The sequence below is a fragment of the Nocardia sp. alder85J genome (assembly GCF_020176955.2).
Classification (GTDB): Bacteria; Actinomycetota; Actinomycetes; order Mycobacteriales; family Mycobacteriaceae; genus Nocardia.
On sequence record NZ_JAIUCZ020000001.1, the window covers coordinates 421,370 to 447,332 of the forward strand.

Annotated in this window: 21 protein-coding genes; 13 read left to right on the forward strand and 8 right to left on the reverse strand. The window is 70.1% G+C overall.

Annotation, left to right across the window (positions count from 1 at the left end; translation table 11 throughout):
* The first annotated feature begins 203 nt into the window (after window positions 1-203).
* Window positions 204-2,423 carry a SulP family inorganic anion transporter gene (locus tag LBW94_RS01970; protein WP_225061795.1) on the forward strand — a complete coding sequence of 740 codons (2,220 nt, stop codon included), beginning with the start codon at window positions 204-206 and terminating at the stop codon, window positions 2,421-2,423.
* Between the two features lie 193 nt (window positions 2,424-2,616).
* Here the strand turns inward: LBW94_RS01970 and LBW94_RS01975 are convergent, their stop codons facing one another.
* A complete protein-coding gene (locus LBW94_RS01975) occupies window positions 2,617-3,339 on the reverse strand; it encodes a hypothetical protein (protein ID WP_225061794.1) in 723 nt (240 codons plus the stop codon).
* Window positions 3,340-3,872: 533 nt separating this feature from the next.
* Here LBW94_RS01975 and LBW94_RS01980 point away from each other — a divergent pair.
* The 9 genes from LBW94_RS01980 (at window position 3,873) to pdxS (ending at window position 15,413) form a co-directional block, all read left to right on the forward strand.
* The gene (locus LBW94_RS01980) at window positions 3,873-6,116 is read left to right on the forward strand and encodes a SulP family inorganic anion transporter (RefSeq protein WP_225061793.1); all 2,244 of its coding nucleotides are present in this window, start codon (window positions 3,873-3,875) and stop codon (window positions 6,114-6,116) included.
* A 300-nt stretch (window positions 6,117-6,416) separates the two neighbouring features.
* Window positions 6,417-7,112: a (2Fe-2S)-binding protein gene (locus tag LBW94_RS01985; RefSeq protein ID WP_225061792.1), complete on the forward strand. Its 696-nt coding sequence runs from the start codon at window positions 6,417-6,419 to the stop codon at window positions 7,110-7,112.
* Window positions 7,113-7,328: 216 nt separating this feature from the next.
* Window positions 7,329-9,383: a threonine--tRNA ligase gene (gene thrS, locus LBW94_RS01990; protein WP_225061791.1), complete on the forward strand. Its 2,055-nt coding sequence runs from the start codon at window positions 7,329-7,331 to the stop codon at window positions 9,381-9,383.
* A gap of 29 nt (window positions 9,384-9,412) precedes the next feature.
* Window positions 9,413-10,033: an HIT family protein gene (locus LBW94_RS01995; RefSeq protein WP_225061790.1), complete on the forward strand. Its 621-nt coding sequence runs from the start codon at window positions 9,413-9,415 to the stop codon at window positions 10,031-10,033.
* 225 nt (window positions 10,034-10,258) lie between these two features.
* Window positions 10,259-10,930 (forward strand): phosphatidylinositol phosphate synthase, encoded by a 672-nt coding sequence (gene pgsA / locus LBW94_RS02000; RefSeq protein ID WP_225056647.1) that lies wholly within the window; start codon window positions 10,259-10,261, stop codon window positions 10,928-10,930.
* Window positions 10,931-10,939: 9 nt separating this feature from the next.
* Window positions 10,940-11,941 (forward strand): phosphatidylinositol mannoside acyltransferase, encoded by a 1,002-nt coding sequence (locus LBW94_RS02005; protein ID WP_225056646.1) that lies wholly within the window; start codon window positions 10,940-10,942, stop codon window positions 11,939-11,941.
* Window positions 11,941-13,065, forward strand: a complete 1,125-nt coding sequence (locus LBW94_RS02010) for a glycosyltransferase family 4 protein (protein WP_225056687.1) — start codon at window positions 11,941-11,943, stop codon at window positions 13,063-13,065. Before LBW94_RS02005 ends, LBW94_RS02010 begins: the two co-directional genes overlap by 1 nt.
* Window positions 13,065-14,102: an NUDIX hydrolase gene (locus tag LBW94_RS02015; protein ID WP_225056685.1), complete on the forward strand. Its 1,038-nt coding sequence runs from the start codon at window positions 13,065-13,067 to the stop codon at window positions 14,100-14,102. The genes LBW94_RS02010 and LBW94_RS02015 overlap by 1 nt, the downstream gene beginning before the upstream one ends.
* A gap of 372 nt (window positions 14,103-14,474) precedes the next feature.
* A complete protein-coding gene (gene pdxS / locus LBW94_RS02020) occupies window positions 14,475-15,413 on the forward strand; it encodes a pyridoxal 5'-phosphate synthase lyase subunit PdxS (RefSeq protein WP_225056644.1) in 939 nt (312 codons plus the stop codon).
* Between the two features lie 245 nt (window positions 15,414-15,658).
* Here pdxS and LBW94_RS02025 read toward each other — a convergent pair whose 3' ends face one another.
* The gene (locus tag LBW94_RS02025) at window positions 15,659-16,651 is read right to left on the reverse strand and encodes a GlxA family transcriptional regulator (protein WP_225056643.1); all 993 of its coding nucleotides are present in this window, start codon (window positions 16,649-16,651) and stop codon (window positions 15,659-15,661) included.
* A 70-nt stretch (window positions 16,652-16,721) separates the two neighbouring features.
* Between LBW94_RS02025 and LBW94_RS02030 the strand changes: the two genes are divergently transcribed.
* Window positions 16,722-17,684: an NADP-dependent oxidoreductase gene (locus tag LBW94_RS02030; RefSeq protein WP_225056641.1), complete on the forward strand. Its 963-nt coding sequence runs from the start codon at window positions 16,722-16,724 to the stop codon at window positions 17,682-17,684.
* A gap of 82 nt (window positions 17,685-17,766) precedes the next feature.
* On the opposite strand, the gene LBW94_RS02035 is transcribed toward LBW94_RS02030, so the two are convergent.
* The 3 genes from LBW94_RS02035 to LBW94_RS02045 form a co-directional block, all read right to left on the reverse strand.
* Window positions 17,767-18,519: a YebC/PmpR family DNA-binding transcriptional regulator gene (locus LBW94_RS02035; protein WP_225056640.1), complete on the reverse strand. Its 753-nt coding sequence runs from the start codon at window positions 18,517-18,519 to the stop codon at window positions 17,767-17,769.
* 116 nt (window positions 18,520-18,635) lie between these two features.
* Complete coding sequence (gene pdxT / locus LBW94_RS02040) at window positions 18,636-19,265, reverse strand: pyridoxal 5'-phosphate synthase glutaminase subunit PdxT (protein ID WP_225056638.1); 630 nt, start codon at window positions 19,263-19,265, stop codon at window positions 18,636-18,638.
* A 62-nt stretch (window positions 19,266-19,327) separates the two neighbouring features.
* Window positions 19,328-20,149 carry an acyl-CoA thioesterase gene (locus LBW94_RS02045; RefSeq protein ID WP_225056637.1) on the reverse strand — a complete coding sequence of 274 codons (822 nt, stop codon included), beginning with the start codon at window positions 20,147-20,149 and terminating at the stop codon, window positions 19,328-19,330.
* A 64-nt stretch (window positions 20,150-20,213) separates the two neighbouring features.
* Between LBW94_RS02045 and LBW94_RS02050 the strand changes: the two genes are divergently transcribed.
* Complete coding sequence (locus tag LBW94_RS02050) at window positions 20,214-20,831, forward strand: hypothetical protein (RefSeq protein ID WP_225056636.1); 618 nt, start codon at window positions 20,214-20,216, stop codon at window positions 20,829-20,831.
* A 150-nt stretch (window positions 20,832-20,981) separates the two neighbouring features.
* Here LBW94_RS02050 and LBW94_RS02055 read toward each other — a convergent pair whose 3' ends face one another.
* From LBW94_RS02055 to LBW94_RS02065, 3 genes are all read right to left on the reverse strand, one after another.
* The gene (locus LBW94_RS02055; protein WP_225056634.1) at window positions 20,982-22,439 is read right to left on the reverse strand and encodes an alpha/beta hydrolase; all 1,458 of its coding nucleotides are present in this window, start codon (window positions 22,437-22,439) and stop codon (window positions 20,982-20,984) included.
* Window positions 22,440-22,522: 83 nt separating this feature from the next.
* Window positions 22,523-23,893 carry a DUF2254 domain-containing protein gene (locus tag LBW94_RS02060; protein WP_225056632.1) on the reverse strand — a complete coding sequence of 457 codons (1,371 nt, stop codon included), beginning with the start codon at window positions 23,891-23,893 and terminating at the stop codon, window positions 22,523-22,525.
* 201 nt (window positions 23,894-24,094) lie between these two features.
* Window positions 24,095-25,117 (reverse strand): phosphatase PAP2 family protein, encoded by a 1,023-nt coding sequence (locus tag LBW94_RS02065; RefSeq protein WP_225056630.1) that lies wholly within the window; start codon window positions 25,115-25,117, stop codon window positions 24,095-24,097.
* Window positions 25,118-25,226: 109 nt separating this feature from the next.
* Here LBW94_RS02065 and LBW94_RS02070 point away from each other — a divergent pair, with 109 nt between their 5' ends.
* Complete coding sequence (locus tag LBW94_RS02070; RefSeq protein ID WP_225056628.1) at window positions 25,227-25,940, forward strand: TetR/AcrR family transcriptional regulator; 714 nt, start codon at window positions 25,227-25,229, stop codon at window positions 25,938-25,940.
* The last annotated feature ends 23 nt before the right edge of the window (window positions 25,941-25,963 follow it).

Here is a 25,963-nt window from a genome sequence, read left to right on the forward strand (position 1 = left end):
CAGGGCTCCCTGCCGGGTACGGCGGCCCCCGTGTATCATCACCAGTGTGATGTACGTCACAAATCAGCGCCAGTGTGTGCGAAGCTCTCCGAAAGACTTTCCAAATTCTTTGCGGGTTCTTTACACTCGTGTCGGCCACAAGCCTCGATGCCTGTACATGTTCCACCGATGAACCGAACCGAGAGGTTCGGCGAAGGAGAAATATGTCTACCGACACCGATCCGGCCCGCCGGACGTTGTTTCCCGGGTTCTCGACCGTGCTCCGGCACGATCTGCCCGCGTCCGTGGTGGTTTTCCTCGTCGCGCTACCGTTGTCCATCGGCATAGCCGTGGCCGCGGGGGCGCCGGTAGCGGCCGGGTTGCTCGCGGCTGTCGTCGGCGGCCTGGTGGCCGGGCTGCTCGGCGGCTCGGCGCTACAGGTCAGCGGGCCGACTGCCAGCCTCACCGTGATCGTCGCGCAGAGCATCGATCAATTCGGTTGGGCGGCAACCTGTTTCATCACCATGGGGGCAGGGTTACTGCAAGTGTTGTTCGGGCTGAGCCGGATCGCGCGCGGCGCGCTGGCCATCGCGCCGGTGGTGGTGCACGGCATGCTCGCCGGTATCGGCGTCACTATCGCGTTGCAGCAGATGCACGTGCTGCTCGGCGGTGAGTCGCACAGCTCGTCGTGGTCCAGCATCGTCGATCTGCCGCGCCAGCTGATGTCCGTGCACGGCGGCGACGCGCTCGTCGGCGCGGTCGTCATCGCGATCCTGCTCGGCTGGCGATATCTGCCGCCGATGCTGCGGATGGTGCCGGCGCCACTGGTCGCGGTGGTCGTGGCCACCGGGCTGGCCATGGTCGTGCCGGCCGGTGTGGAGCGAATCTACCTGGCGGGCAGCCTGTTCCACGATGTGACACTGCCGTCGCTGCCCACCGGCGGCTGGGGCGGCGCGGTGCTGGCGATGGTGACCATCGCCCTCATCGCCAGCGTCGAGACGCTGTTGTCGGCGGTCGCGGTCGACCGGATGCAGCCGGGCCGCCGCACCGACATGGACCGCGAACTGGTCGGGCACGGCGTCGCCAACATGGTCGCCGGGCTGGTGGGCGGGTTGCCGGTGGCCGCGGTCATCGTGCGCAGCATCACCAACGTCAAGGCCGGGGCGCGCAGCAAGGCGTCCACCATGCTCGCCGGTGTGTGGGTGCTGGTGTTCGCGGTCGCCCTGGTCGACGTCGTGCAGCAGATCCCGCAGGCCGCGCTGGCCGGACTGCTGATCGTCATCGGCCTGAGCCTGATCAAGCTGGCCCACATCCGGCTGGCCCGGCGCGCCGGCGACCTGTTCGTGTACGCGGTCACGGTGGGTGTGGTGGTGTTCGCGAATCTGCTGATCGGCATGCTGGTCGGACTGGCGCTGGCCTTCGCGCTGCTGCTGTGGCGGGTGGTGCGGGTGGTCATCGTGGCCGCCCCGGTGCCCGGTGTCGGCGAGCGGTGGCTGGTCAGCGTCGACGGCTCCTGCACCTTCCTCGCGGTGCCGCGACTGGCCGCGGAATTGGCGCGGGTGCCCGACAGCGCCGACGTCACCGTGGAGATGACCGTGGATTTCATCGACCACGCCGCCTCCGACGCCCTGTACGACTGGATGCAGCGGCATCGGGAACTCGGCGGTTCGGTCGAACTGGTCGAGATGGGTGCGGTGCGGATGGCGGATCTGGCCGGTGGCCCGCCCGCGCGTGGTCACGGTCATGCCCGGCGGGTGCTCGACGACGTGCTCGGGCCGTGGCGGCGCACCCCGCCGATCGATCCGGTGGTGGCCGGTATCGCCGCCTACCACCGCAGCCACGCCCATGTGGTGCGGCCGCATCTGGGGGAACTGCGGGACGGGCAGAATCCGGACGCGTTGTTCCTCACCTGCGCCGATTCCCGGATCGTGCCGAACGTGATCACCAGCAGCGGCCCCGGTGATCTGTTCACCATCCGCAACATCGGCAACCTGGTGCCCGCCGACGGTCACGACACCTCGGTGGAGGCGGCGATCATCTACGCCCTGGACAAACTGGCGGTGCGCTCGGTGGTGGTGTGCGGGCACTCCGGATGCGGGGCGATGGACGCGCTGTTCCACGAGCGGGTGACCGGGCCGGGACTCGACGACTGGCTCGCGCACGGACGGCCCAGCCTGCGGCAGTACCGGCACGGGCATCCGGTGGTGACCGCCGCGGCCGCCGCGGGCTACGGCGAGGTCGATCAGCTCGGCATGGTGAACGTCGCGGTGCAGTTGGAGACGCTGGGCCGGCATCCGGTGGTGCGGCGCGCGATGCTCGATCGCGGAGTCGTGTTGTCGGGCTTGTTCTTCGACATCTCCAGTGCCCGCGTCATGGAGATCACGCCCTCGGGCATCGGCCACATCGACGATGCGACGGGGCCGGTCACCGCGCTGCCGGTGTAGCCGGGACGCCCGGTCTTCCGATGACGGCGGGCGGAGACGAGTCGGGCGACGCCCCGGGGATCCATCCCCGGGGCGTCGCTGTGCGCGGGGTCGCTGTGCGCGGGGTCGCTGTGCGCGGGGTCGCTGTGCGTCGGCCGGGGCGGCGCGAAATCGCCTCGGCGACAACGGGGTGGCGCAGAGGCGTGGGCCGTCGCTAGAGGATCGGGTCGCCTTCGCTCGCCCGGACCGTCCATTCGCGGGTCGACCGGCGGCCGGTGTGGTCGATCTCGCTGGTTCGGAGGAGGTTTCCGGACAATCGGGGGTGCAGGGGCGTCCATTCCCGATAGGGGAGTGCGGAATCGGTGATGGTCCAATCGTTCTCGCAGCGGCCCAGCGCGATCTCCACCGGGTTCTCCCGATCGTCACGGGCCCAGCCGAAGTAGGTTCCGGCGCGGACCAGCAGGGCGGAAGTACCGGCGGGGCCGGACAATTCGAGGGCCCAGACCGGGCCGGGGGTCGTTTCCCGCTGCCAGTGTTCGAGATAGTCGGCGTGCACGCCCACCTCGACCAGGATGTCGTCCTGCCAGTACATCCGGCCCGCGTCGGGGTGAGGGCCCGGCGGGGTGAGTTCGACGGTCCGGTTCCATTGGAAGATGTCGCCGCGCTGCTCGACGGCGCCTGCGAAGCCGTCCTGAGTGGCCAGCCAATCACGGTGTGCGGCAGTGAGTTCGGCGGCGCAGCGGACGCCGGTGAAATCGGGGCGCGAGGCCGGGCGGCGGAGATCCACGTATCGGGTGCGGCCCTGGAGCCAGCGCACATCGGTGCTGGTGTCGTGGATCTCGCCGGTGGCCAGCAGGCTGCGATGCCACAAGCCGGTGCAGGCCGGCAAGGCCACGGGCTTGCCGGTGCACGGAACGCCGGCCGGTGGTGTGCTCATCGGCTGGTCGCCCGAAGTGCCGCAACGCATCCGGAGCCCCGGGTGGCGGACCGTGACCCGGCCGGTCGTGGCCGGACGATCCGGGCATGGGTGCGCCGGTCGGGTCCGCCGCTCGGCCGAATGTCCGAAAAGCGCTTTATCGCAGGCTGTTTCGGATATCTCTGCACGGTGCGCTCCGGGGTGTCGTCGGCGGGTATCGGGTCGCGTCCGGTGGTGTGCAACCTGTCGACCGACAGTTTCTCCCGGAAAGCGGTCACCGTGGGTGACGTGCTCGTTTCGTCTCGGGCGGCGGTGGTTACTTCCGGATTGCCCTTGTTTCTGTCGTATGACAGAAATTGATTCCGGGTCGCTGACCGGCGCTGATGCGGGTTGAAATGAACCTTCCTTTCTCAGCCTTTGCTAAGTCTTTACATTTAGCCTTGCGGAGCACGTCCGGGTGATCCCGCGGACACCGGAGTCCGCCGGCCTCTCGATGCCTGGAGAACATGTTCGACCGACCGTGACCGGTGCCGCCGGTGCGGTGAAGGAGAAATATGTCCACCGACACCGACTCGACCGTCCGGCCCGCGTCCGCGGGCCCGCCGGTGCGGACCGACCGCTTCGCCGGGCTGATCCGTTACGATCTACCGGCCTCCATCGTGGTTTTCCTTGTCGCGCTACCGCTTTCGCTGGGCATCGCGGTGGCCTCCGATGCGCCGATCACCGCGGGCCTGATCGCCGCCGCGGTCGGCGGCATCCTGTCGGGCCTGCTGGGTGGCGCGCCGCTACAGGTCACCGGACCGGCCGCGGGGCTGACCGTGGTGGTCGCCGAGGTCATCCACGAATTCGGCTGGAAGACAGCCTGTTTCATCACCGTGGCGGCCGGACTGCTCCAGATCGTGTTCGGGCTGAGCCGGATCGCGCGCTCGGCGCTGGCCATCGCACCCGTCGTGGTGCACGCCATGCTGGCGGGCATCGGCGTCACCATCGCCCTGCAACAGGTGCACGTGCTGCTGGGCGGCGCCTCGCACAGCTCGGCCTGGGAGAACCTCACCGAACTGCCGGGGCAGCTGCTCGAGCTGCGCGGCGGTGACGTGGTGATCGGCCTCGTCGTGATCGGCATCATGCTCGCCTGGCGATACCTGCCGGGGCCGGTGCGCGCGGTGCCGGGGCCGCTGGTGGCGGTGCTGGTCGCCACGGCGCTGGCGGTGGTCGTCCCGGGCGATCCGGCCCGGATCGCGATCGACGGGTCGCTGTTCGACGCCATCGGCCTGCCGCACCTGCCGGCCGGCGATTGGGACGGCGTGCTGATGGCGGTGCTGACCGTCGCGCTGATCGCCAGCGTCGAGAGCCTGTTGTCGGCGGTGGCCGTGGACAAGATGCACAGCGGCGCGCGCACCGACTTCGACCGCGAGCTGATCGGCCAGGGTGTCGCGAACACTGCCTCCGGGCTGCTCGGCGGGCTGCCGGTCACCGGTGTGATCGTGCGCAGCGCCACCAATGTGCAGGCCGGGGCCCGCAGCCGCGCCTCCGCGGTGCTGCACGGGGTGTGGATCCTGGTGTTCTCGGTCGCGCTGGTCGGTGTCGTCGAACAGATTCCGAAGGCCGCGCTGGCCGGGCTGCTCATCGTGATCGGCATCCAGCTGGTGAAACTCGCGCACATCCGGACCGCGCGCCGCACCGGCGATCTGGCCGTCTACGCGACGACGATTCTCGGCGTGGTGTTCCTCAACCTGCTCGAGGGCGTGCTGCTCGGGCTGGTGCTGGCGTTCGCGCTGCTGCTGTGGCGGGTGGTCCGGGTGCAGGTGCACGCCGCCGCGCTCGGGCCGGCCGGACGCTGGCTGGTCACCGTCGACGGGACCTGCACCTTCCTGGCGCTGCCCCGGCTGACCTACCGGCTGGCCGCGGTGCCGGCGGGTGCCGACGCGCAGGTGCAGCTGACCGTCGACTTCCTCGACCACGCCGCGACCGAGGCGTTGCACGACTGGGCTCGTCAGCACGAGAGCACCGGTGGCACAGTGGAATTCGTGGAGCTGGGCACCGCGCGGATGAGCCGGGCACTGGCCGGGCCGCCGCGTCGCGGACGGGCCCGCGGCCTGCTGGACGGGCTGCTCGCACCGCGCGGCGCGCGACCGCCGGCGGTACGCGGTGGCGACGGCGCGACCATCACCACCGGCGTCGCCGAGTACCACCGCGGCCACGCGCACCTGGTCCGCCCGCACCTCGACGACCTGCGCGACGGTCAGGACCCGGATTCGTTCTTCCTGACCTGCGCCGATTCCCGGATCGTGCCGAATGTCATCACCTCCAGCGGGCCCGGTGACCTGTTCACCGTCCGCAACGTGGGCAATCTGGTACCCGCCGACGGCCGCGACACCTCGGTGGAGGCCGCGCTGACCTTCGCCGTCGACAAGCTGTCGGTCCGCAACATCGTGGTCTGCGGGCACTCCGCCTGCGGGGCGATGCAGGCCCTGCTCGCCGGTACCCGGCCGCCGGGCGCCCTCGGCGACTGGCTGGCGCACGCCGAACCGGCGCTCGAACGCCATCGGGCCGGACATCCCGTCGCCCTCGCCGCGGCCGCCGCCGGCTTCCACGAGGCCGACCAACTGAGCATGGTGAACGTCGCCGTACAGGTCGAGGCGCTGTACCGGCACCCCACCGTCCGCCGCGCGTCGACGACCCGCGAACTGGAGGTCTCGGGCCTGTTCTTCGACATCGCCACCGCGCGGGTCCTGCACATCACCCCCACCGGAATCGCCGAAATCCCCGATCCCGCACCGGAACCCGCGCGGGTGTAGGACCCCGCCCGCCCGTGCGCCTGCCGGGGCGCCGGGCGGGTGGTCGTGCCGGTGGCAGCGGGTGAGCGGCACGCCTTCCGTCGCATCGGGGAGGCCGGTCGTGTTCCTGTCGAAGGGCGACCGGCTGGATTCGGACACTGGTACTGGCGTGGCGGCGAGGCCGGGTCGGGGGCGGGATCTACGCTGGGCGGCGGTCGGCCGGTGTCCGGGCGGCGTCGCCGCTGTGGCGGAAAATTCCTGGCTCGGGCGGGTGTGGTCGTGCCAGGCTGGTGGTAGGCGACCTGGTGACAGTCACCTTCGATGGATCGGAGTCGGATGGAGATGGCGGCGGTGTCCGAGACCCTGGTGCCCGGCGTGGCGCTCACCCGGCCGGAGTGGCTGGTGGAGCGGATCGCCGATATGGGCATCTCGTGGGGGACCGGGAACTCGCGGGTATCCGGCACCCTCTGGTGGTGTATGGCCGCCTCGTCGCTCGTCGACCCGATCACCGCCGCCTACGCGGAGGGCCGGGCCGCACCCGCTGCCCGGCTGGAGCAGCTGGTCTGTGAGGTCCGGCCGGACGGTGGCATCGAACGGGTGTTTCCGGATCCGGCGGTGACCGCGCGCGGCGCGGCCGAGAGTGGTTGCGCGGCAGACGGATCCGCCGCGATGGACAGCGTGGGGGCGGTGCTGCGGGAGACCTTGGGCCGGATCGTCCCGGTGGTCGCCGAGGTGTCCGGGGCGGGGGTGCCCGCGTTGTGGGCGATCGTCGCGGATGCCATCGGCAATCGGGCGATCGACTCCGGGGCGGCGCAGGCGGGGGTGCGGCTGGCCGCGGAGGTCGCGGACCAGCTGCCGGTGCCGCGCTTCACCGATGTCGGCGGCCGCAGTTTCGTGCGCCGCATCTCGTGTTGCCTGGTCTACGAGGTGCCGGGCTGCCAGATGTGCACCAGCTGCCCGAAACGGCCTGCCGCGCAGCGGCTGGAACTGCTGACGGAGCTGGCCGCGCGAACGTGACGGCCGCAATTCCACCAGGTGGCGCGGCCGCGCCGGCCGGGCTCCGGGGTGCGAGACCTTGGTCCATCGGCGCATCCGTCGTAGGCGCCGGATAGCATGGTCGCGCCGGACCGATGTACCACCGGCACGGGTCCCACCGGGCCCACCGGACGGGTCGCCACCCGTCCGTACCCAGCGGGCAGCCGCCCGCCCGAGACTGCCAAGGAGAGCGCAGCCGTGACCACCTCAGCCCGCACCAACCCAGCCGCCCTCGTTCGGGTGCCGGCCGGGACGACGGCGGGCGCCGCGCTGCGCGAGGCGGACCTGCCGAACAAGGGTCCCGACGCGGTGATCGTCGTCCGCGATCCCGAGGGCAATCTGAAGGATCTGTCCTGGACCCCGGAGGCCGATGTCGAGGTCGAGCCGATCGCGGCCGGATCCGTGGACGGCCGCAACGTGATCCGCCATTCCACCGCGCACGTGCTGGCCCAGGCCGTGCAGCAGGAGTTCCCGGGCGCCCGGCTCGGGATCGGCCCGTTCATCAAGGACGGCTTCTACTACGACTTCCAGGTCGAGCGCCCCTTCACCCCCGAGGATCTGGCGAGGCTGGAATCCCGGATGAAGAAGATCATCAAAGGCGCGCAACGGTTTTCGCGGCGCGTGGTCGAGGTCGAGGAGGCCCGGGTCGAACTGGCCAAGGAGCCGTTCAAGCTGGAGCTGATCTCCGACAAGTCCGGTATCGACGATCCGGAGGTCATGGAGGTCGGCGGGAACGAGCTGACCATCTACGACAACCTCGATCCGCGCACCGGCGAGCGGATCTGGGCCGACCTGTGCCGCGGCCCGCACTGCCCGACCACCAAGTACATTCCGGCCTTCAAGCTGACCCGCAGCTCGGCGGCCTACTGGCGGGGCGACCAGGACCGCGAGGGTCTGCAACGCGTCTACGGCACCGCCTGGGAGTCGCAGGAGGCCCAGGACGAGTACCTGACCATGCTGGCCGAGGCCGAGAAGCGCGACCATCGCAAGCTCGGGCTCGAACTGGACCTGTTCTCCTTCCCGGACGAGCTGGGTTCCGGCCTGCCGGTGTTCCACCCCAAGGGGGGCATCATCCGCAAGGAGATGGAGGACTACTCGCGGCAGCGCCACGTCGAGGGCGGCTACGAGTTCGTCAACACCCCGCACCTCACCAAGGCGCATCTGTTCGAGACCTCCAAGCACCTGGAGTGGTACGCCGACGGCATGTTCCCGCCCATGCACCTGGACGCGGAGTACAACGAGGACGGCACCGTCCGCAAGCCCGGCCAGGACTACTACGTCAAGCCGATGAACTGCCCGATGCACAACCTGATCTACCGGTCCCGCGGCCGGTCGTACCGGGAGTTGCCGTTGCGGCTGTTCGAGTTCGGCTCGGTGTACCGGTACGAGAAGTCCGGCGTGGTGCACGGCCTGACCCGCGCGCGCGGCTTCACCCAGGACGATTCGCACATCTACTGCACCCAGGAACAGGTGCAGGAGGAACTGACCACGATCCTGAACTTCGTGCTCGACCTGCTCAAGGATTACGGCCTCGACGACTTCTATCTGGAGTTGTCGACCAAGGATCCGAAGAAGTACGTCGGCGAGGACGACGTCTGGGAGCAGGCGACCGACACCCTGCGGCAGGTCGCCGAGGCCTCGGGCCTGCAACTGGTGCCGGATCCGGGCGGGGCCGCGTTCTACGGCCCGAAGATCTCGGTGCAGGCCAAGGACGCGCTCGGCCGCACCTGGCAGATGTCGACCATCCAGCTGGACTTCTTCGAGCCCGAGCTCTTCGAGCTGGAGTACACCGCCGGTGACGGCACCAAGAAGCGTCCGGTGATGATCCACCGCGCGCTGTTCGGGTCGATCGAGCGGTTCTTCGGTGTGCTCACCGAGCACTACGCGGGCGCGTTCCCGGCGTGGCTGGCCCCGGTACAGGTGGTCGGTATCCCGGTCGCCGACACCTTCGTGCCGCATCTGGAACAGGTGGTGGCGCAACTGAAGGCCGCCGGGGTGCGCGCCGAGGTCGACCGCAGCGACGACCGGATGCAGAAGAAGATCTTCAACCACACCGCGCAGAAAGTGCCGTTCATGCTGCTCGCGGGTGAGCGGGATGTCACCGCGGGCGCGGTCAGCTTCCGATTCCGCGACGGCAGCCAGGTCAACGGCGTGCCGGTCGCCGACGCGGTGGCGACTGTGGTGGACTGGGTCCGGCGGCGGGTCAACGCCTCGCCCACCGCGGAGGGTTTCGAGATCCGGAAGGGTTCCTAGATGATCGCCCGCCGGACACAGGATGGGGTATGAGCGAGCGCACTGTGGAAGAGGCTGCGGCCCGGGCGGATTCGACGCCGGAGGCGGCCGGCGCTCTGGTCGATCGCGGTGTCGGTGAGCCGGATCGGTTGCAGCGGTTGTGGACTCCGTATCGGATGTCCTACATCACCGGTGCGGTCGCCGATCGGGAAACCGATACCCAGGAGCCGGCGAGCGATTCCGGGAAGTCCGGGCATCCGTTCATCGAGATCCCGAAGATGTCCGACGAGGACGGTCTGGTGATCGCGCGCGGGCAGTGGGTGTACGCGGTGCTGAACCTGTACCCGTACAACCCCGGGCACATGATGGTGGTGCCGTACCGCCGCGTCGCCGACCTCGAGGAGCTCACCGCCGAGGAGAGCACCGAACTCATGCAGTTCACCCAGCACGCGATCCGGGTGATGAAGAAGGTGTCGAATCCGGCCGGTTTCAACGTCGGCCTGAACCTCGGTGGCGTGGCGGGCGGCTCGCTGGCCGACCACCTGCACCAGCACATCGTGCCGCGCTGGGGTGGCGACGCCAACTTCATCACCGTCGTCGGCGGCGTGAAGGTGATGCCGCAGCTGCTGCGCGAGACCAGGGCCCTGCTGGCGGAAGCCTGGGAGGCGTAGATGGGCTATCCTCGCGCAGCCTGCCCGTCGGAGCCGACCGGGTGCGGGTGTCCCGCAGAAGCACAGGAGGCGTAGATGGGCTATCCTCGCGCAGCCTGCCCGTCGGAGCCGACCGGGTGCGGGTGTCCCGCAGAAGCACAGGAGGCGTAGATGGGCTACTCTCGCGCAGCCTGCCCGTCGGAGCCGACCGGGTGCGGGTGTCCCGCAGAAGCACAGGAGGCGTAGGTGCTGAGCTTCTTCGGCCGTGAGACCTTCGCCAAGGCGACCGCTCCGCTGGGGCGGGCGCTGGTGAGCACCGGTCTCACGCCGGATGCCATGACGCTGATCGGCACCACCGCGTCGATCGTCGCCGCGGTCACGCTGTTCCCGACCGGTCACCTGTTCTGGGGAACGATGGTGATCTGGCTGTTCGTCATGTTCGACATGCTCGACGGGGCGATGGCCCGTGCCCGCGGCGGCGGCACCCGCTACGGCGCCGTCCTGGACGCCACCTGTGATCGGGTGGCCGACGGCGCCATCTTCGCCGCGCTGGCCTGGTGGTCGGTGTACCACGAGCACAGCAAGCAGCTGTTCGTGGCGACCCTGGTGGTGCTGGTGACCTCGCAGGTCATCTCGTACGCGAAGGCGCGCGCCGAGGCCAGTGGCCTGTCGGCCGACGGCGGGTTGATCGAGCGGCCCGACCGGCTGGTGATCGTGCTCGTCGGCGCCGGATTCACCGGCCTCGGTGGATATTTCGGTATCGACTGGCTCACCTACGCGGTGTACGTGGCGATGTACATCCTGGCGGTGCTGAGCATCGTCACCGTGTTCCAGCGGGTGCTGGCGGTGCGGAATTCGGCGGGCGCCCGCGACGTGATAACCCCCGCGGGCAAGGTCGAGCCCGGCGCGACGAACTAGGCGACAGCGATGACGGATGTGAAAGCCGCGCTGACCGATCGGGCGTACGCGGCCGGATGGTGGCTGGTCCGGAGCCTGCCCGAGGACACCGCTCGCCGGCTGTTCGATGCCGGCGGCGATTGGGCGGGCCGCCGCGCGAATCGGGCCGCGCACCACCGTGATGCGCCGAATCAGTTGCGCCGCAACCTGTCCCGGGTGCTCGGCGTCACCCCGGCGGAGGTGCCCGACGAGTTGATCCGGGCGAGTATGCGCTCCTACGCACGTTATTGGCGGGAGGCGTTCCGGCTGCCGTCGATGGATCACGAGGCGGTCACCAGGCCGCCGCGGATGCCACCGCCGGAGGACGTCGAGCACTTGGAGGCGGCGCTGGCCGCCGGCCGCGGGGTGATCTTCGTGCTGCCGCATTCCGGTAACTGGGACATGGCCGGGCTGTGGCTGGTGCAGCATTACGGCAGATTCTCGACGGTGGCCGAACGGCTGCGGCCGGAATCCCTGTTCCGGCGCTTCGTGGTCTACCGCGAGAGCCTCGGCTTCGAGGTCTTCCCGCTGACCGGCGGTGAGCAGCCGCCGTTCACGCAACTGGCCGAGCGGCTGCGCGCGAACCGGATCATCTGCCTGATGGGGGAGCGGGATCTCACCGGGAAGGGGGTGCCGGTGACCTTCTTCGGCGAGCGGACCTGGATGCCCGCCGGCGCCGCGAAACTCGCGATCGACACCGGCGCCGCGCTGCTACCCGCGCACCCCTGGTTCACCGTCGACGCCGCGGGCCGGGAGAGCTGGGGCTTGAACATCGGTCGCGCGGTCGACGTCTCCGGCGGTATCGCGGCCGCGACCCAGACACTGGCGGATCGGTTCGCCGCCAACATCGCCGAACACCCGGCCGACTGGCATATGTTGCAGCCGTTGTGGGAGGCCGATCTGTCGGCCGAACGCCGCGCGCGGATCACCACCGCGCAGGCGCAACTGACCGCCCGGCAGGATCCGGCGGGGACCGCCAGAGACGAGCAATGATGAAGATCGGCATGGTCTGCCCCTATTCGTTCGACGTACCCGGCGGGGTGCAGTCCCATGTGGTGGAGCTGGCCCAGGTGCTGATCGAGCGCGGGCACCGGGTGAGCGTGCTGGCCCCCGCCGCCGACGAGACGCCGCTGCCGGATTACGTGGTGTCGGCCGGTCGCGCGGTGGCCATCCCCTACAACGGTTCGGTGGCGCGACTGTCGTTCGGGCCTACCGCCTACACCCGGATCCGGCGCTGGATCGAGGACAACGATTTCGATGTCCTGCACATCCACGAGCCCAACGCGCCGAGCCTGTCGATGCTGGCGCTGAAGATCGCCGAGGGGCCGATCGTCGCGACCTTCCACACCTCGACCACCCGGTCGCTGGTGCTGGCCACCTTCCAGGGTGTGCTGCGGCCGTACCACGAGAAGATCTCCGGCCGCATCGCCGTGTCGGAGCTCGCGCGGCGCTGGCAGGTGGAGGCGCTCGGCGGCGACGCGGTCGAGATCCCGAACGGGGTCGACGTGAAGGCGTTCGCGAACGCGCCACTGCTGCAAGGCTATCCGCGGCCGGGCGGCGCGGTGTTGTTCCTGGGCCGCTACGACGAGCCGCGCAAGGGGATGGCGGTGCTGCTGGGTGCGCTGCCGACGTTGGTGCGGCGGCATCCCGATGTGCAGATCCTCATCGTCGGGCGCGGTGACGAGGAGCGGTTGCGCCGCGAGGCCGGCGACCTGGCCGGGCATCTGCGTTTCCTGGGCCAGGTGTCCGACCAGGAGAAGGCGTCGGCGATGCGCAGCGCCGACGTGTACTGCGCGCCCAATATCGGCGGCGAGAGTTTCGGCATCGTGCTGGTGGAGGCGATGGCCGCCGGCACCGCGGTGCTCGCGAGCGATCTGGACGCCTTCCGCCGGGTGCTGCGCGACGGTGCCGCCGGACGGCTGGTGCCGGTGGGCGATTCGGCGGCGCTGGCGGCGGCCCTGGACGACCTGCTCGGTCACCCGCAGCGCCGCGAGGATCTGGTCCGCACCGCGAATCAGGTGGTGGGCGAATACGATTGGCCCGTCGTGGCCGAGCAGATTCTGCGGGTGTACGAGACGGTGACCGTCGGTGACGCCAGAGTGAGGACCGCCGGATGATCACCTTCTCCGCGACCGCGATCCTGATCCTCGCGCTGGTCGCGGCGGCCCTGGTCGCGGTCGGCGTCTGGGCGTACTCGACCGCGAACCGGCTGGACCGGCTGCACGTCCGCGGTGACCAGGCCCGGCACGCCCTGGAGTACGCCCTGGCCCGGCGGGCGGTGGTGGTCCGCACGGTCGCGGTGGCGGTGGGCGGCGCCGGGGAGGCCTCGGCCGAGCAGGCGAAACAGCTTGTGGCCCTGGCCGATCGCGCCGAGCGCGCGGACTGGGCCGATCGGGAGACCGCGGAGAATCAGCTCGCCGCCGCGGTGTCCTCGCTCGACATCACCGGCCTGCCCGCCCAGCTGGTCGCCGAGTTGGCCGACGCCGAGGCACGGGTGCTGATCGCCCGCCGCTTCCACAACGACGCCGTCCGCGACACCCTCGCGCTGCGCACCCGCCGCCCGGTGCGATTGCTGCACCTCGGCGGTACCGCCCCGCTACCCACCTATTTCGAGATCACCGAGCGGGTCACCCCGGCCGCGGGCACCGGCCTGGAGGTCGACAGCGTCCGCACCTCCGCGCGGGTGGTGTTGCTCGACGAATCCGGCCGGGTGCTGCTGATGCGCGGCAACGACCCGATGACCCCGGACGTGCCGTTCTGGTTCACCGTCGGCGGCGGCGTGGAACCGGGCGAGACGCTGCGCGCGGCCGCGGTGCGGGAACTGTGGGAGGAGACCGGCCTGGCCCTGGACTCCTCGGCGCTGCGCGGGCCGATCTGGCGCCGGGTCGCCGTGTTCCCGTTCAACGGGGAGCTGATCCGCTCCGAGGAGCTGTTCTTCGTGACCCGGGTCGCCTCCTTCGATCCGGCCCCCACCGGCCTCACCGTGCTGGAACGGCGCAGCATCAGCGGCAACAAATGGTGTGCGCCCGCGGACATCGTGTCCCTGGACGCCGCCGGCGAGGCGGTGTACCCGTACGAACTGGACCGCTTGCTGCCCGAGGCGGTGGCGGCCGCCGCGGGAGATTCCCACCCCGAGGTACGTTCGATCCGCTGATCGCGGGGTACTACCGAGCGGAAGCTGTGAGTCGCCCCACCGTCGTGACCGATCGGTTATCGTCGGAGGCGACAGCGCCGCCGGATTCGGCGGCGACCTGATGAAGGTGAGGTCCCCGTGCCGATGTCGTACATCCTGCACGACTTTCTGCTGCCCTACCTCGGGGAAGAGGCGGCGACGTACTGGGCGACGGTGTTCGTGATCGACCCGCTGTGACGGCTGCGCCGGTTGCGGGCGGCTAGCCTTCACCGGTGGTGGTGGCCGCCCGGCGGGCGCGGTGAGGGTCCAGTGCCGTCCAACTGGCTATCAAGTGGCCTGATCGGGCTGCCTACAATCGAGGTGTTCGCATTCGCGTGACCCCGATTGGCCCCGATGACCCAGGAGTTTGCCGTGACCGAGACCACCCCCGCCGTTTCCCCGAACGGAGCGACCGGCACCGGTACCGCCCGCGTGAAGCGGGGTATGGCGGAGATGCTCAAGGGCGGCGTGATCATGGACGTCGTCACGGCGGAGCAGGCCAAGATCGCCGAGGACGCCGGTGCGGTGGCCGTCATGGCGCTGGAGCGGGTGCCCGCCGACATCCGCTCGCAGGGTGGTGTCGCGCGGATGAGCGATCCGGATCTGATCGACGGCATCATCGAGGCGGTGTCCATCCCGGTGATGGCGAAGGCCCGGATCGGTCATTTCGTCGAGGCGCAGGTGTTGCAGAGCCTGGGCGTCGACTACATCGACGAGTCCGAGGTGCTGACCCCCGCCGACTACGAGCACCACATCGACAAGTGGCAGTTCACCGTGCCGTTCGTGTGCGGGGCCACCAACCTGGGTGAGGCGCTGCGCCGAATCACCGAGGGCGCGGCCATGATTCGCTCCAAGGGCGAGGCCGGCACCGGCGACGTGTCCAACGCCACCACCCACATGCGCAAGATTCGCGGCGAGATCCGCCGCCTGACCTCGCTGGCCGAGGACGAACTCTACGTCGCCGCCAAGGAGTTGCAGGCGCCCTACGAGCTGGTCCGCGAGATCGCCGCCACGGGCAAGCTCCCGGTCGTGCTGTTCACCGCCGGTGGCATCGCGACCCCGGCCGACGCCGCCATGATGATGCAGCTGGGCGCCGAGGGCGTGTTCGTCGGCTCCGGCATCTTCAAGTCCGGCAACCCGGCCGAGCGGGCCGCCGCCATCGTCAAGGCCACCACCTTCTACGACGACCCGGACGTGCTGGCCAAGGTCTCGCGCGGCCTGGGTGAGGCGATGGTCGGCATCAACGTCGAGGAGATCCCGGAGCCGCACCGCCTCGCCGAGCGCGGTTGGTGAGCGCGGCGTAGCCGGAAACGTTGCGGCCGTCCACCGTTGCGGTGGGCGGCTGTTTTCCGTCGCTCGGGCCGGATCGCGCTGGCTACCAGCGGCCATGGTGCGGGCCGGCCGGTCGAGTGTGGCGACCGGCGATCGTGTGCGGTGACCCTACCGCCGTATCGTGTCGCGTTCGCTGTGGTGGCGCGAATTTCGCTGACGATGTCAGTCGGCCGGGCGCTGTGCGGTCCGAAACACTCGGTATCTCTTCATGATTCGCTGAGCGCTGTGGCCGCTACCGTGCTGCGTGGCGTGGTGCGGAAGGTGCGGCGGTAGGTCTGGGGGGAGACGCCGATGGCCTCGTGCAGGTGCTGGCGCAGGGAGGCGCCGGTGGCGAAGCCGACCTCGGAGGCGACCCGGTCGATCGGAAGGTCGGTGGCCTCCAGCAGTTCCCGGGCGCGGAACACGCGTTGCTGGATGAGCCAGCGGCCGGGACTGACGCCGACCTCGTCGCGGAAACGGCGGGCGAGGGTGCGGCCGCTCATTCCGGCGTGGCGGGCCAGATCGGCCAGGGTCAGTGGCAGATTCAGGTGCTGGAGGGCCCAGGTGCGGGCCTCGGCGGTGCCGGTTGAAGTGCTGCGCGGGACGGGCTGCTCGATGTACTGGGCCTGGCCGCCCTCGCGCCACGGCGGGACCACACAGCGGCGGGCCACCGCGTTCGCCACCTCGCTGCCGTGGTCGACGCGGATCAGGTGCAGGCAGAGGTCCAGTCCGGCCGCGGCTCCCGCCGAGGTGAGAATGCTGCCGTCGTCGACGTAGAGCACGTCCGGATCGACGCGGACGCGGGGGAACGCGGCGCGGAAACGGTCGGTGGCGTCCCAGTGGGTGGTGGCCGCGCGGTCGTCCAGCAGTCCGGCGGCGGCGAGCACCGTCGCGCCTGTGCAGATCGATACCAGCCTGGCGTGCGGCGGGATTCGGGTCAATGCCGCCGAAAGCTCCGGGGGCAGGCCGTCTTTCAGGATCGAACGGACGTCGCAGGGCGGAATCATTACGGTGTCGGCGGTTTCCAGCGCCGCAGCGTCGTGCCGGACGGCGATGTCGAAATCGCTGCCGGAGCGGACCGGGCGGCCGTCGACCGAGCAGGTGCGGACCTCGTAGCGGCCGTCGGCGGAACCGAACACCCGGGTCGGAATACCGAGTTCGAACGGGTACACGCCGTCGAGCGCCAGCACGACGACACGGTGGGGCACCGGAACACGCATGGCACGATCCTATCGAAGAGTGGCAATCATGCCATTTTCCCGGTGGGCCCGCGGACGGCATGCTGGGTACATGAGCACATACCCGATACCGGAAACCATGCGTGCCATCAGCCAGGACCGCCTCGGCGGACCCGAAGTACTGCACGAGATCGAACTCCCGGTGCCGCAGCCGGGCCCGAGCGAGATCCTGGTCCGGGTGCGGGCCACCGCCCTCAACCCGACCGACTGGGGGCATCGCGCCAAGCCCGGCCTGTTCCTGGGCCCGCCGCCGTTCGTGCTGGGCTGGGACGTCTCCGGTGTGGTGGCGGCGACCGGCGTCGGCGTCACGCTGTTCCGTCCCGGTGACGAGGTGTTCGGCATGCTGCCGTATCCGCACGGGAACGGGGCCGCGGCCGAATACGTCGTGGGCCCGACCCGCGCCTTCGCCCGCAAGCCGCGCAACCTCGACCACGTGCAGGCCGCGGCGGTCCCGCTGGCCGCGCTGACCGCCCGGCAGGCGCTGGTCGACACCGCGAATCTGCAAGCGGGACAACGAGTGCTGATCCACGCCGCCGCCGGCGGAGTGGGGCATCTGGCGGTGCAGATCGCGAAGTCGCTGGGCGCGTACGTGATCGGCACGGCCAGTGCCGCCAATCACGACTTCCTGCGCGGCATCGGGGTGGACGAGCCGATCGATTACCGCACAGTGGATTTCGCGGAGGAGGTGCGCGACGTCGACGTGGTCGTGGACGCGATCACCGCCGAGACCGCCATCCGCTCACTGCGCACCCTGCGACCGGGCGGCGTGGTGGTGAGCCTGCGGGCCCGGGGCGCGGACGGTCTGCTCGCCGCCGCCGAGGCCGCGGACCGCCGTGCCGAAATCCTGCTGGTGGAGGCCGATCACGCGGGCATGGCCGCGCTCACCGACCTGGTGGAGTCCGGCGGACTGCGCCCGACGATCGCGGGAGTGTTCCCGCTGGCCGAGGCCGCCAAGGCGCACGCACTCGGCGAAACCGGCCGCACCGTCGGCAAATTGGTGCTGACGGTCGACTGAAGCGGGGACACAGGCGAATCGGCGACGGCCGCTCCCTCGTGCGAGAGGAGCGGCCGTCGCCGATTGTGGAAACCGTTGGGGCTCAGTCGTCGAGCTGGGCGAGGACCTCGTCGGAGACGTCGACGTTGGTGTACACGTTCTGTACGTCGTCGCAGTCCTCCAGGGCGTCGACCAGCTTGAACACCTTGCGGGCCAGTTCGGCGTCGGCGGCGACCGACACCGAGGGCTGGAAGCCGGATTCGGCGGAGGTGTAGTCGATGCCGGCGTCCTGGAGGGCGGTGCGCACCGCGATCAGATCACCGGGCTCGGAGATGATCTCGAACTCGTCGCCGAGGTCGTTGACGTCCTCGGCGCCCGCGTCGAGCACCGCGCCGAGCACATCGTCCTCGGACAGGCCGTTCTTCTCCAGGGTGACCACACCCTTGCGGCCGAACAGGTAGGACACCGAACCCGGGTCCGCCATGTTGCCGCCGTTGCGGGTGACGGCCACCCGCACCTCGCCGGCGGCGCGGTTGCGGTTGTCGGTGAGGCACTCGACCAGGACCGCCACGCCGCCGGGGCCGTAGCCCTCGTACATGATGGTCTGCCAGTCGGCGCCGCCGGCTTCCTCGCCGCCGCCGCGCTTGCGGGCCCGCTCGATGTTGTCCAACGGCACCGAGCTCTTGCGCGCCTTCTGGATGGCGTCGTACAGCGTCGGGTTTCCTCCAGGGTCACCACCGCCCGTGCGGGCCGCGACTTCGATGTTCTTGATCAGCTTGGCGAAGAGCTTGCCGCGCTTGGCATCGATGCCGGCCTTCTTGTGCTTCGTGGTGGCCCATTTGGAGTGGCCGCTCATTCCCTACTTCCTTCACGTCGGTTGCTCGAGGTCCGGGCGGACAACTGTGCCAGTCTACTGTCCCGCCGGTAGCGGCCCGTCCCACCGGGGCCGCTACCGCTGTTCCGCCGTGGCGGCTACCGCTGCGCGCCCACCCCGCCGCGGACCACGGTGTCGACCAGCAGGCGATGGAAACGCAGGTCACCGGTCACCTCGGGGTGGAACGAACTGGCCAGCACCGCACCCTGCCGTACCGCCACGATACGACCGGAGAACGGACCGTCGGGCACCCGGGCCAGCACCTCGACGCCGTCACCGGCCCGCTCCACCCAGGGTGCCCGGATGAACACCGCGCGCATCGGCCCGCCGTCGAGACCGGTGACGTCCAGATCGGTTTCGAAGGAGTCCACCTGGCGGCCGAAGGCGTTGCGCCGCACCGTCATATCGATGCCGTGCAGGGTCCGCATATCGGGCCGGGTGTCGAGCACCTCGGAGGCCAGCATGATCATGCCCGCACACGAGCCGAACGCGGGCATCCCCTCGCGCAGCCGCTGCCGCAGCGGTTCCAGCAGTTCGAACACCTGGAGCAGCTTGCTGATGGTGGTCGACTCACCGCCGGGGAGCACCAGCCCGTCCACCTCGGCCAGTTCGGCGGCCCGGCGCACGGTGACGGCGTTCGCCCCGCATTCGGCCAGCGCCCGGAAATGCTCGCGCACATCGCCCTGCAGGCCCAGCACGCCAATCGTCGGTGTCACGAAAACGAGCATAGGCGCAGGCCACGGGCGGCTTTTCCGCGCCCGGCGGTGTGTTCCCGGTCACCCGGCCGTGATCACTGGTCGCGCAGGTAGCGGATCATGCCCTCCTGCATGACGCAGGCGACGAGTTCGCCGTCCTCTTTGTAGATGCGGCCGCCGGTGAGGCCGCGGCCGCAGCCCGCCGACGGGGAGAACTGGTCGTACAGCAGCCACTGATCGGCGCGGAACGGACGCAGGAACCACATGGCGTGATCCAGCGAGGCCGTCTGGGTGTGCGCGTCGGGGTGTGGGACCAGCGAACTGCTGAGCAACGACATGTCGCTCATGTAGGCGAGCGTGCAGACGTGGAACAGCGGATCGTCGGGCAGCGGATGCCGGTAGCGGAACCACATCTGCTGCTGCGCGGCCAGACCCTTGTTGTGCGACACCTGATTCTGAGGGACGGAGCGGATGTCCCAGTGCTCCCACTCCCGCATCCGCCAGGCGCGCTCAACGCTGTAGGCCGCGCTGTCCATCGGAATGTCCTGTGGCCCCGGCACTTCCGGCATCGCGTCCTGATGGCCGGGACCCTCGTCGCCGACGTGGAAGGAGGCCGACATGGTGAATATCGCCTCGCCGTTCTGCACGCCCGTCACCCGGCGGGTGCTGAACGAGCGGCCGTCGCGGATGCGTTCGACCAGGTAGACGGTGGGTTCGGCCGGATTCCCGGGCCGCAGGAAGTAACCGTGCAGGGAATGCACCTCGAAGCGAGGTTCGACGGTGCGCACCGCGGCGACGAGCGCCTGCCCGGCAACCTGGCCGCCGAAGGTCCGGGCCAGCTGGGTCTCGACCGACGCGCCACGGAAGATGTCCCGCTCCAGCCGTTCGATCTCCAGGGCCTCCTCGATCGTGGCCATGTGTCGTCCTTCCCTCGGCGGTCCAGCTCAGGCTACGGCACGGCGAATCGGACATGATGGATCGGTGCCCGAGTACTCCGCCATCACCACCGAGGCCCTGATCGAATTGGTCACCGCGCGCGCCGCGGCCCGCGGCGGCCATGTGACGGTCGCCGTCGACGGGGCCGATGCCGCCGATCCGGTGGTCTTCGCGGAGCGGGTCGCCGACCGGCTGCACACCCGCGGGCGGCCTGCGGCGGTGGTGTCACTGCACGATTTCGTCCGGCCGGCCTCGCTGCGCTACGAGTTCGGCCGCGACGAGATGTCCTACCGGACAGCCTGGTTCGACTATGCCGGGTTGAATCGGGAAGTGCTGCAAGCATTACGCCAAGAGGATCGCTGGCTGCCCGCGCTGTGGGACGAGCGTACCGATCGGTCGGCGCGAGCGCGAAGTGTTGCCGCGCAAGGGGATACGGTGTTGCTGGTGGCGGGTCCGATGCTGTTCGGCCGTGGTCTGGACTTCGATCTCGGGGTCGAACTGCGGCTGTCGGAGGGGGCGCTGCGCCGCGCGGCCGACCCCGACGCCGCGTTCACCACCGACGCGTTGCTGCGGCACCGCCGGGATGCGGGGGAGGAGGCGGACATCCTGGTCGCCTGGGACCATCGCGACCGGCCCGCCGTGCGGGTGCGGCAGGACCGCTGAGTCGCGGACCTGCGGAGCGCGGAAGTCGCGGCGGCACTGCCCGAGTCGTGGGCGGCGGCACTGCCGGGTCGCGGGTGACGGTGGCGTCGGGGGCGGAAAGCCGAGAGCCGCCCGGCAGGATCCTGCCGGGCGGCTCTCGGGGAGGGTGCGTCAGAACGAGGCCGGAACGGGCAGGCCCACCCGGGCCATCACCCATGGCAGCGACGCGCGGAACGCCGCGGCGGCGAACTGCCAGGTGTGGCCACCCTCGGTGGTGTGGATGGTGCACTCGATGCCGAGCGCCTGCCCGGTGGAGCACAGCTTCTCGGCCGCGCCCACCTCGCCGTCGTCCATCACACCGTCCACGCCGCCCTTGCCGATCTGGTCCTCGGACACCGTCGGCATCTTGAAGTTCGGCATCTTGCCGTTCGCCAGGCGCTTGGGCGGGGTCAGATCGTCGAACAGGCCGGCCACGCCGGTGTACGGCCCGTGCTTCTGCATCACCGTCACCGGGTCGAACTGGTCCCACTTCGCGGCGTCACCGCCGTACAGCCGCTTGATGGTCTGTTCCTTGTTGCCGGAGGCCGGACCGAGGTCGCCGGCGATGTCGACGAAGGTGTGGAACAGCTCCGGATGCATCACCGTCAGGTCGATCGCGCAGGTGCCGCCCATCGACCAGCCGATGACGGCCCAGTTCGCCGGGTCGGCGGAGGCGTTGAACTTCTGCTCCACGTACGGCTCGACGTCCTTGGTGAGGTGGTCGGCGGCGTCGCCGCGCGGCCCGTTGACGCATTCGGTGTCGTTGTTGAACGAGCCGCTGGAGTCGATGAACACCAGGATCGGCGCCTGCCCGTTGTCGGCGGCGGTGAACTTGTCGATGTCGGACATGATCTGGCCGCTGCGCAACCAGTCGCCGGGGGTGTTGAACTCGCCGGCGATCATCATCACCACCGGCAGTGTGGGCGGGGTCGGTCCGGCGAACCAGGCGGGCGGCAGGTAGACGTCCTCGGTCCGGTGCGGGAAATGGCTACCGCTGGTGGGGATGTCGACCGGGACGACCACCCCCGTCTTGGGAGTGGTGTTGCGCATCCCGGCCAGCGCGTTCAGGGTGGTCTGGTGTGGCAGCGGGCCGGCGGTCACCGCGTTCCACGCCGACTGGACGCTCGGGTAGTAGCCCACCCACTGGTTGAGCACGACGAGCGCGCTGGCCGCCGTGACGGGGATCGCCAGGATGGCGACGACCCGGTACCACCAGCGGGCGCGCGACCAGCCGAGGATCGCGATCGCGAGCGCGGCGCCGGTGGCGCCGATACACACCCACAGCAACGGCGGCGCCGGATCCGAGGCCAGACCTTGGTCGTCCATGTACCACAGGGCGCCCAGGCCGACCGCGACGGCGATCACCAGGCAGATCGGCAGCCGGATGAGCCACCAGCGGCGGCTCGGCCGGATGATCGCGATGACCAGCAGGGCCAGTGCGACCAGTTCGATGGTCAGGGGTAACCAGCCGTGCAGCAGCGACAGCCCTCGATGGAAACCCGCATACGGGTTGAGGTTTGCCGAAGGAAGCTGCGGGGGTGGGGGCGGTGCGACGCTCGTGGTCGGCAGTGGCGTCGTCGGTACATCCATCGGCGCATGAAACACGCCCGTAATTCTTGATCGAGATTCTGAATGCCCGCTGTGAATCGGCTCCGAGTACGGTGGATTCCTGGCTATCCGATCGCAACCGTGTCGGCCGCCGAAGTCGGTCCGCCCGGCTCAGGACCGGTTCCGGGGGTTTCGGCGGCCGCGGTGTGGAAGGCGCGGCAACGGCGAAATACGTCTGCGCGGTCGGCGTGTTCCGGGATGCTGTCGATCTGACGCTCGATCATCGCCGCCTGTTCCACGAGCACCTGCCGGCGCTGCGCATCGGTGCAGCTGTCGGAGATGCGGGTGAGCGCGTCGAGCAGCCGGATCATCACCGCGGTGTCGCCGCGCCCGGCCTGGCGGATCTTCTCGAAGGCGCGCTGCACCAGCCGTTCGTAGCTGACCTGGGAGGCGATCACCCGGACCCGGCCGAACCGGTCCCGGCGCACCGGCGCCGGATCCCAGGCGACCGCGATCCGCGACAGGCAGTCGCCGAGCCAGTCGATGCAGGCCAGCGCGGTGAAGATGTCGTTGGTCGAGGAGCCCAGGGCACGCAGGGCGATCTCCACCAACTGGTCGATCCCGAACGAGATGTCCTGCACCAGACTGCGAGTGGAGCCGGTGACGTGCTTGCGGGCGAAGTTCTCGGCGATCCGGTCGGCCGCCTCGGCCGGCCACACCGTCGCCACCACCTGGCCCTCGGTGAGGAAATGGCCGGGGCGATAGGGCAGATGGACGACGGCGTCGGCGTCGGCGGCCAGCCGGACCAGCCGCTCGTACCGGATGTATTGCAGATAACCGCTGCTGGTGGTGCGGACCACGCCGCCGGATTCGTCGAGCAGGGTGAGCAGCTCGCCGGTGGACGGGCCCCGGGCGGCGATGCTCGGCGACAGGTCGCGGTTGGCGTCCACCGCCAGGTTGACGTCGCGGGCGATGTCGGCGATCACGTTCGGCAACTGGATCTGCATCGCGATGTGATTGATGAAGTAGATCAGCACCGCCAGATCCAGCACCATCGAGCCGATGGACACCGTGACGCCGATGTGCGGCACGAAATCCGGCCCCAGCACCACCAGCACCGCGATCGCGTACACGAAGGTGGCGACGAAGGTGCCCAGCGTGAGCTGGGTGCCGCGATCGCGGATGAAGTTGCGCAGCATGCGCGGCCCGAACTGGGTCGAGGCCAGGGTCAGCGCCACGATGGTGATCGAGAAGACGACGCCGACCACCGTGATGATCGCGGCGGCGATCGCGGTGAGCACCTGCCGCGCCGCGTCCGGGGTGCCGCCGATCACCCACGGCGGAATCGTGAACACGCCGCGCGCGGCCGCACGATCGAGGGTGAGGGTGACCGCGAAGATCAGCATCGCGACCAGCACCACCATGGTGGGCACGAACCAGAGGTTGGTGCGCAGGCGTTCCCGCCAGCGATCCGCCTCCCACCAGATGCCGCGCACGGCCGCCTCCCTCCGACGTGCCGAGCGGAGGATTGTGGCACGTCGGCAGGAAATCTACCGCCGCACGGCGGTAATTTCCGGGCGGAGACGGACCGGCTGGTCGGATCCCGGGCTACTCCGGGTGGTCGCCGGATCGCCGCGACATCGTGCGGCAGCCGGCCGAGAACCCGGCGGAGCGCCGCTCGGCCCGTCACCGCATCCTCAGGCCGATCTCGGCTGCGGTTGCGGGCCGAGCGGCGGGATCAGGATCATCCCGCCGGCCGAGCGCAGCCCGGCGGCCGCGAGATCGGCCAGCGCGGGGATGTGTGCCGGGCCGGTGGCGGCGAGCGACGCCGGCACGGGGATGGGTACCGGGCCGAGGACGGCGGCAGCGGCCGGTGCGGGGGCCGGCGCCGGGCGTGGGGCACCGAAGGCAGGCGCCGGGAGCGGGGTGGCCGGAGCCCGGCGGGTGACCCGGGTGGGCGGGGTGCGCAGCGACGAGGCGGCGGCGTCGAAGCCGCGCAGGTAGGGGGTGGCGACCCAGCCGGCGAGCAGCATCAGCGCCGTCCCGACGATGCCGTCGAGCAGGTAGTGGTTGGCCGTACCCATCACCACCAGCATGATCACCACCGGATAGGCCGCGCCGAGGGCGCGTACCCAGTGCGGGCGGGCGTGGCGGAAGACCATCAGCCCGCACCACACCGCCCAGCCCACGTGCAGGCTCGGCATCGCGGCGAATTCGTTGGTGAGCGACCCGAGCCCGCGCGGTGCGCTGGCGTTGTCGGCCCACCAGCCGACCGCGGCGTGCTGGGACATGACGTCGATGTAGCCGCCGTCGGACAGCAGCCGCGGCGGCGCGGTCGGGAAGAAGATGAAACCGGCCAGCCCGGTGACCGTCGCCAGCGCGAGTTGGGTGCGGCCGTGCCGGTAGGCGGGCCGATGCGCGCGCCACAGCCAGATCAGCACCGCCCCCGTGACCACGTAGTGCAGGGTCGCGTAGAGGTAGTCCGCCGGGACCCCGAGCCAGAAATGGGCGGTGAACAGGTCGTTGAGCCAGTGTTCCGGGCGTAGCCGCAGCCAGTCCTCCACCCGCTGCACGGTGTGCGCGTCCAGTTCGGCCGCGTCCGTACCGCCGCGGATCAGGAATCGGGTGCCGTCGTAGGCGACGTAGAGCAGCAGGATCAGGCCGATCTCGGCCAGGTGTGCCCGATAGCGGGACAGGAAGGATCGGATCGACACGACCATTCCGCTGACCTCCGGTTTCCCAGCGCGTACGATGTACCGTACGCGGTACGGACCAACATACCAGCAAACTGTTCACCGAACCGCAACCTTCCGTTCCGAGGAGCACGTCGTGACCCCAGCCGAATCGCGCCGCCGGGCACCGCGCCACACGCTCAGCGCCGACCGGATCGTCGACGCGGCGCTGCACCTGCTCGACACCACCACGGCCGAGGAACTGTCCATGCGCACGCTGGCGGCCGAACTCGGCGTGGGCACGATGACCCTCTACACCTATTTCCGCAGCAAGGACGAGATCCTCCAGGCCGCCCGCGACCGGGTGCTGGACAGCTTCCATCCCCCGGCGGTCGACGGCGGCTGGGAGGAGCAGGTCCGGGCCTGCTGCACCGCGCTGTATCTGCTGCTGGTGCAGCGGCCCGCGGTCATGCGGGTGCTGGCCACCGGTATGCACGGCGACGACGAGTTCGCCGATACCGCCACGGCCGCACTGGAATTCATCGTCGGGCAACTGCGCGCCGCCGGGCTGGACCGGGAGTGCACCGCCCGCGGCTACCTGGTGCTGTTGCAGTACACCTTCGGGGCCGCCCTGGGCCGGGTGCGCGCCGAAGCCCACGACCCCGGCGCCCTGCCCCGGCTCTCGCCACAGGCCCATCCGATGATCGCCGACCTGGCGCCGGAACTGCTGCGCGCCCGCGGCTGCGGCACCGACCAGTACATCTTCGGCCTGGACCTGCTGCTCACCGGGCTGCGCGGCTCGGCCTGCGCGGTGCCCGATCCCGTCCTGCCGTCCTCCGACGCGGCCGTGCCGCCCTCGGATCGGGGCTGATCGCCCGCCGATTCGGCTGTCCG

Coding starts and splice junctions, on each gene's coding strand:
- LBW94_RS01970 (WP_225061795.1), top strand. CDS start 204: ATGTCTACCGACACCGATCCGGCCCGCCGGACGTTGTTTCCCGGGTTC.
- LBW94_RS01975 (WP_225061794.1), bottom strand. CDS start 3,339: ATGAGCACACCACCGGCCGGCGTTCCGTGCACCGGCAAGCCCGTGGCC.
- LBW94_RS01980 (WP_225061793.1), top strand. CDS start 3,873: ATGTCCACCGACACCGACTCGACCGTCCGGCCCGCGTCCGCGGGCCCG.
- LBW94_RS01985 (WP_225061792.1), top strand. CDS start 6,417: ATGGATCGGAGTCGGATGGAGATGGCGGCGGTGTCCGAGACCCTGGTG.
- LBW94_RS01995 (WP_225061790.1), top strand. CDS start 9,413: ATGAGCGAGCGCACTGTGGAAGAGGCTGCGGCCCGGGCGGATTCGACG.
- LBW94_RS02005 (WP_225056646.1), top strand. CDS start 10,940: ATGACGGATGTGAAAGCCGCGCTGACCGATCGGGCGTACGCGGCCGGA.
- LBW94_RS02010 (WP_225056687.1), top strand. CDS start 11,941: ATGAAGATCGGCATGGTCTGCCCCTATTCGTTCGACGTACCCGGCGGG.
- pdxS (WP_225056644.1), top strand. CDS start 14,475: ATGACCCAGGAGTTTGCCGTGACCGAGACCACCCCCGCCGTTTCCCCG.
- LBW94_RS02025 (WP_225056643.1), bottom strand. CDS start 16,651: ATGCGTGTTCCGGTGCCCCACCGTGTCGTCGTGCTGGCGCTCGACGGC.
- LBW94_RS02030 (WP_225056641.1), top strand. CDS start 16,722: ATGAGCACATACCCGATACCGGAAACCATGCGTGCCATCAGCCAGGAC.
- LBW94_RS02035 (WP_225056640.1), bottom strand. CDS start 18,519: ATGAGCGGCCACTCCAAATGGGCCACCACGAAGCACAAGAAGGCCGGC.
- pdxT (WP_225056638.1), bottom strand. CDS start 19,265: ATGCTCGTTTTCGTGACACCGACGATTGGCGTGCTGGGCCTGCAGGGC.
- LBW94_RS02045 (WP_225056637.1), bottom strand. CDS start 20,149: ATGGCCACGATCGAGGAGGCCCTGGAGATCGAACGGCTGGAGCGGGAC.
- LBW94_RS02055 (WP_225056634.1), bottom strand. CDS start 22,439: ATGGATGTACCGACGACGCCACTGCCGACCACGAGCGTCGCACCGCCC.
- LBW94_RS02065 (WP_225056630.1), bottom strand. CDS start 25,117: ATGGTCGTGTCGATCCGATCCTTCCTGTCCCGCTATCGGGCACACCTG.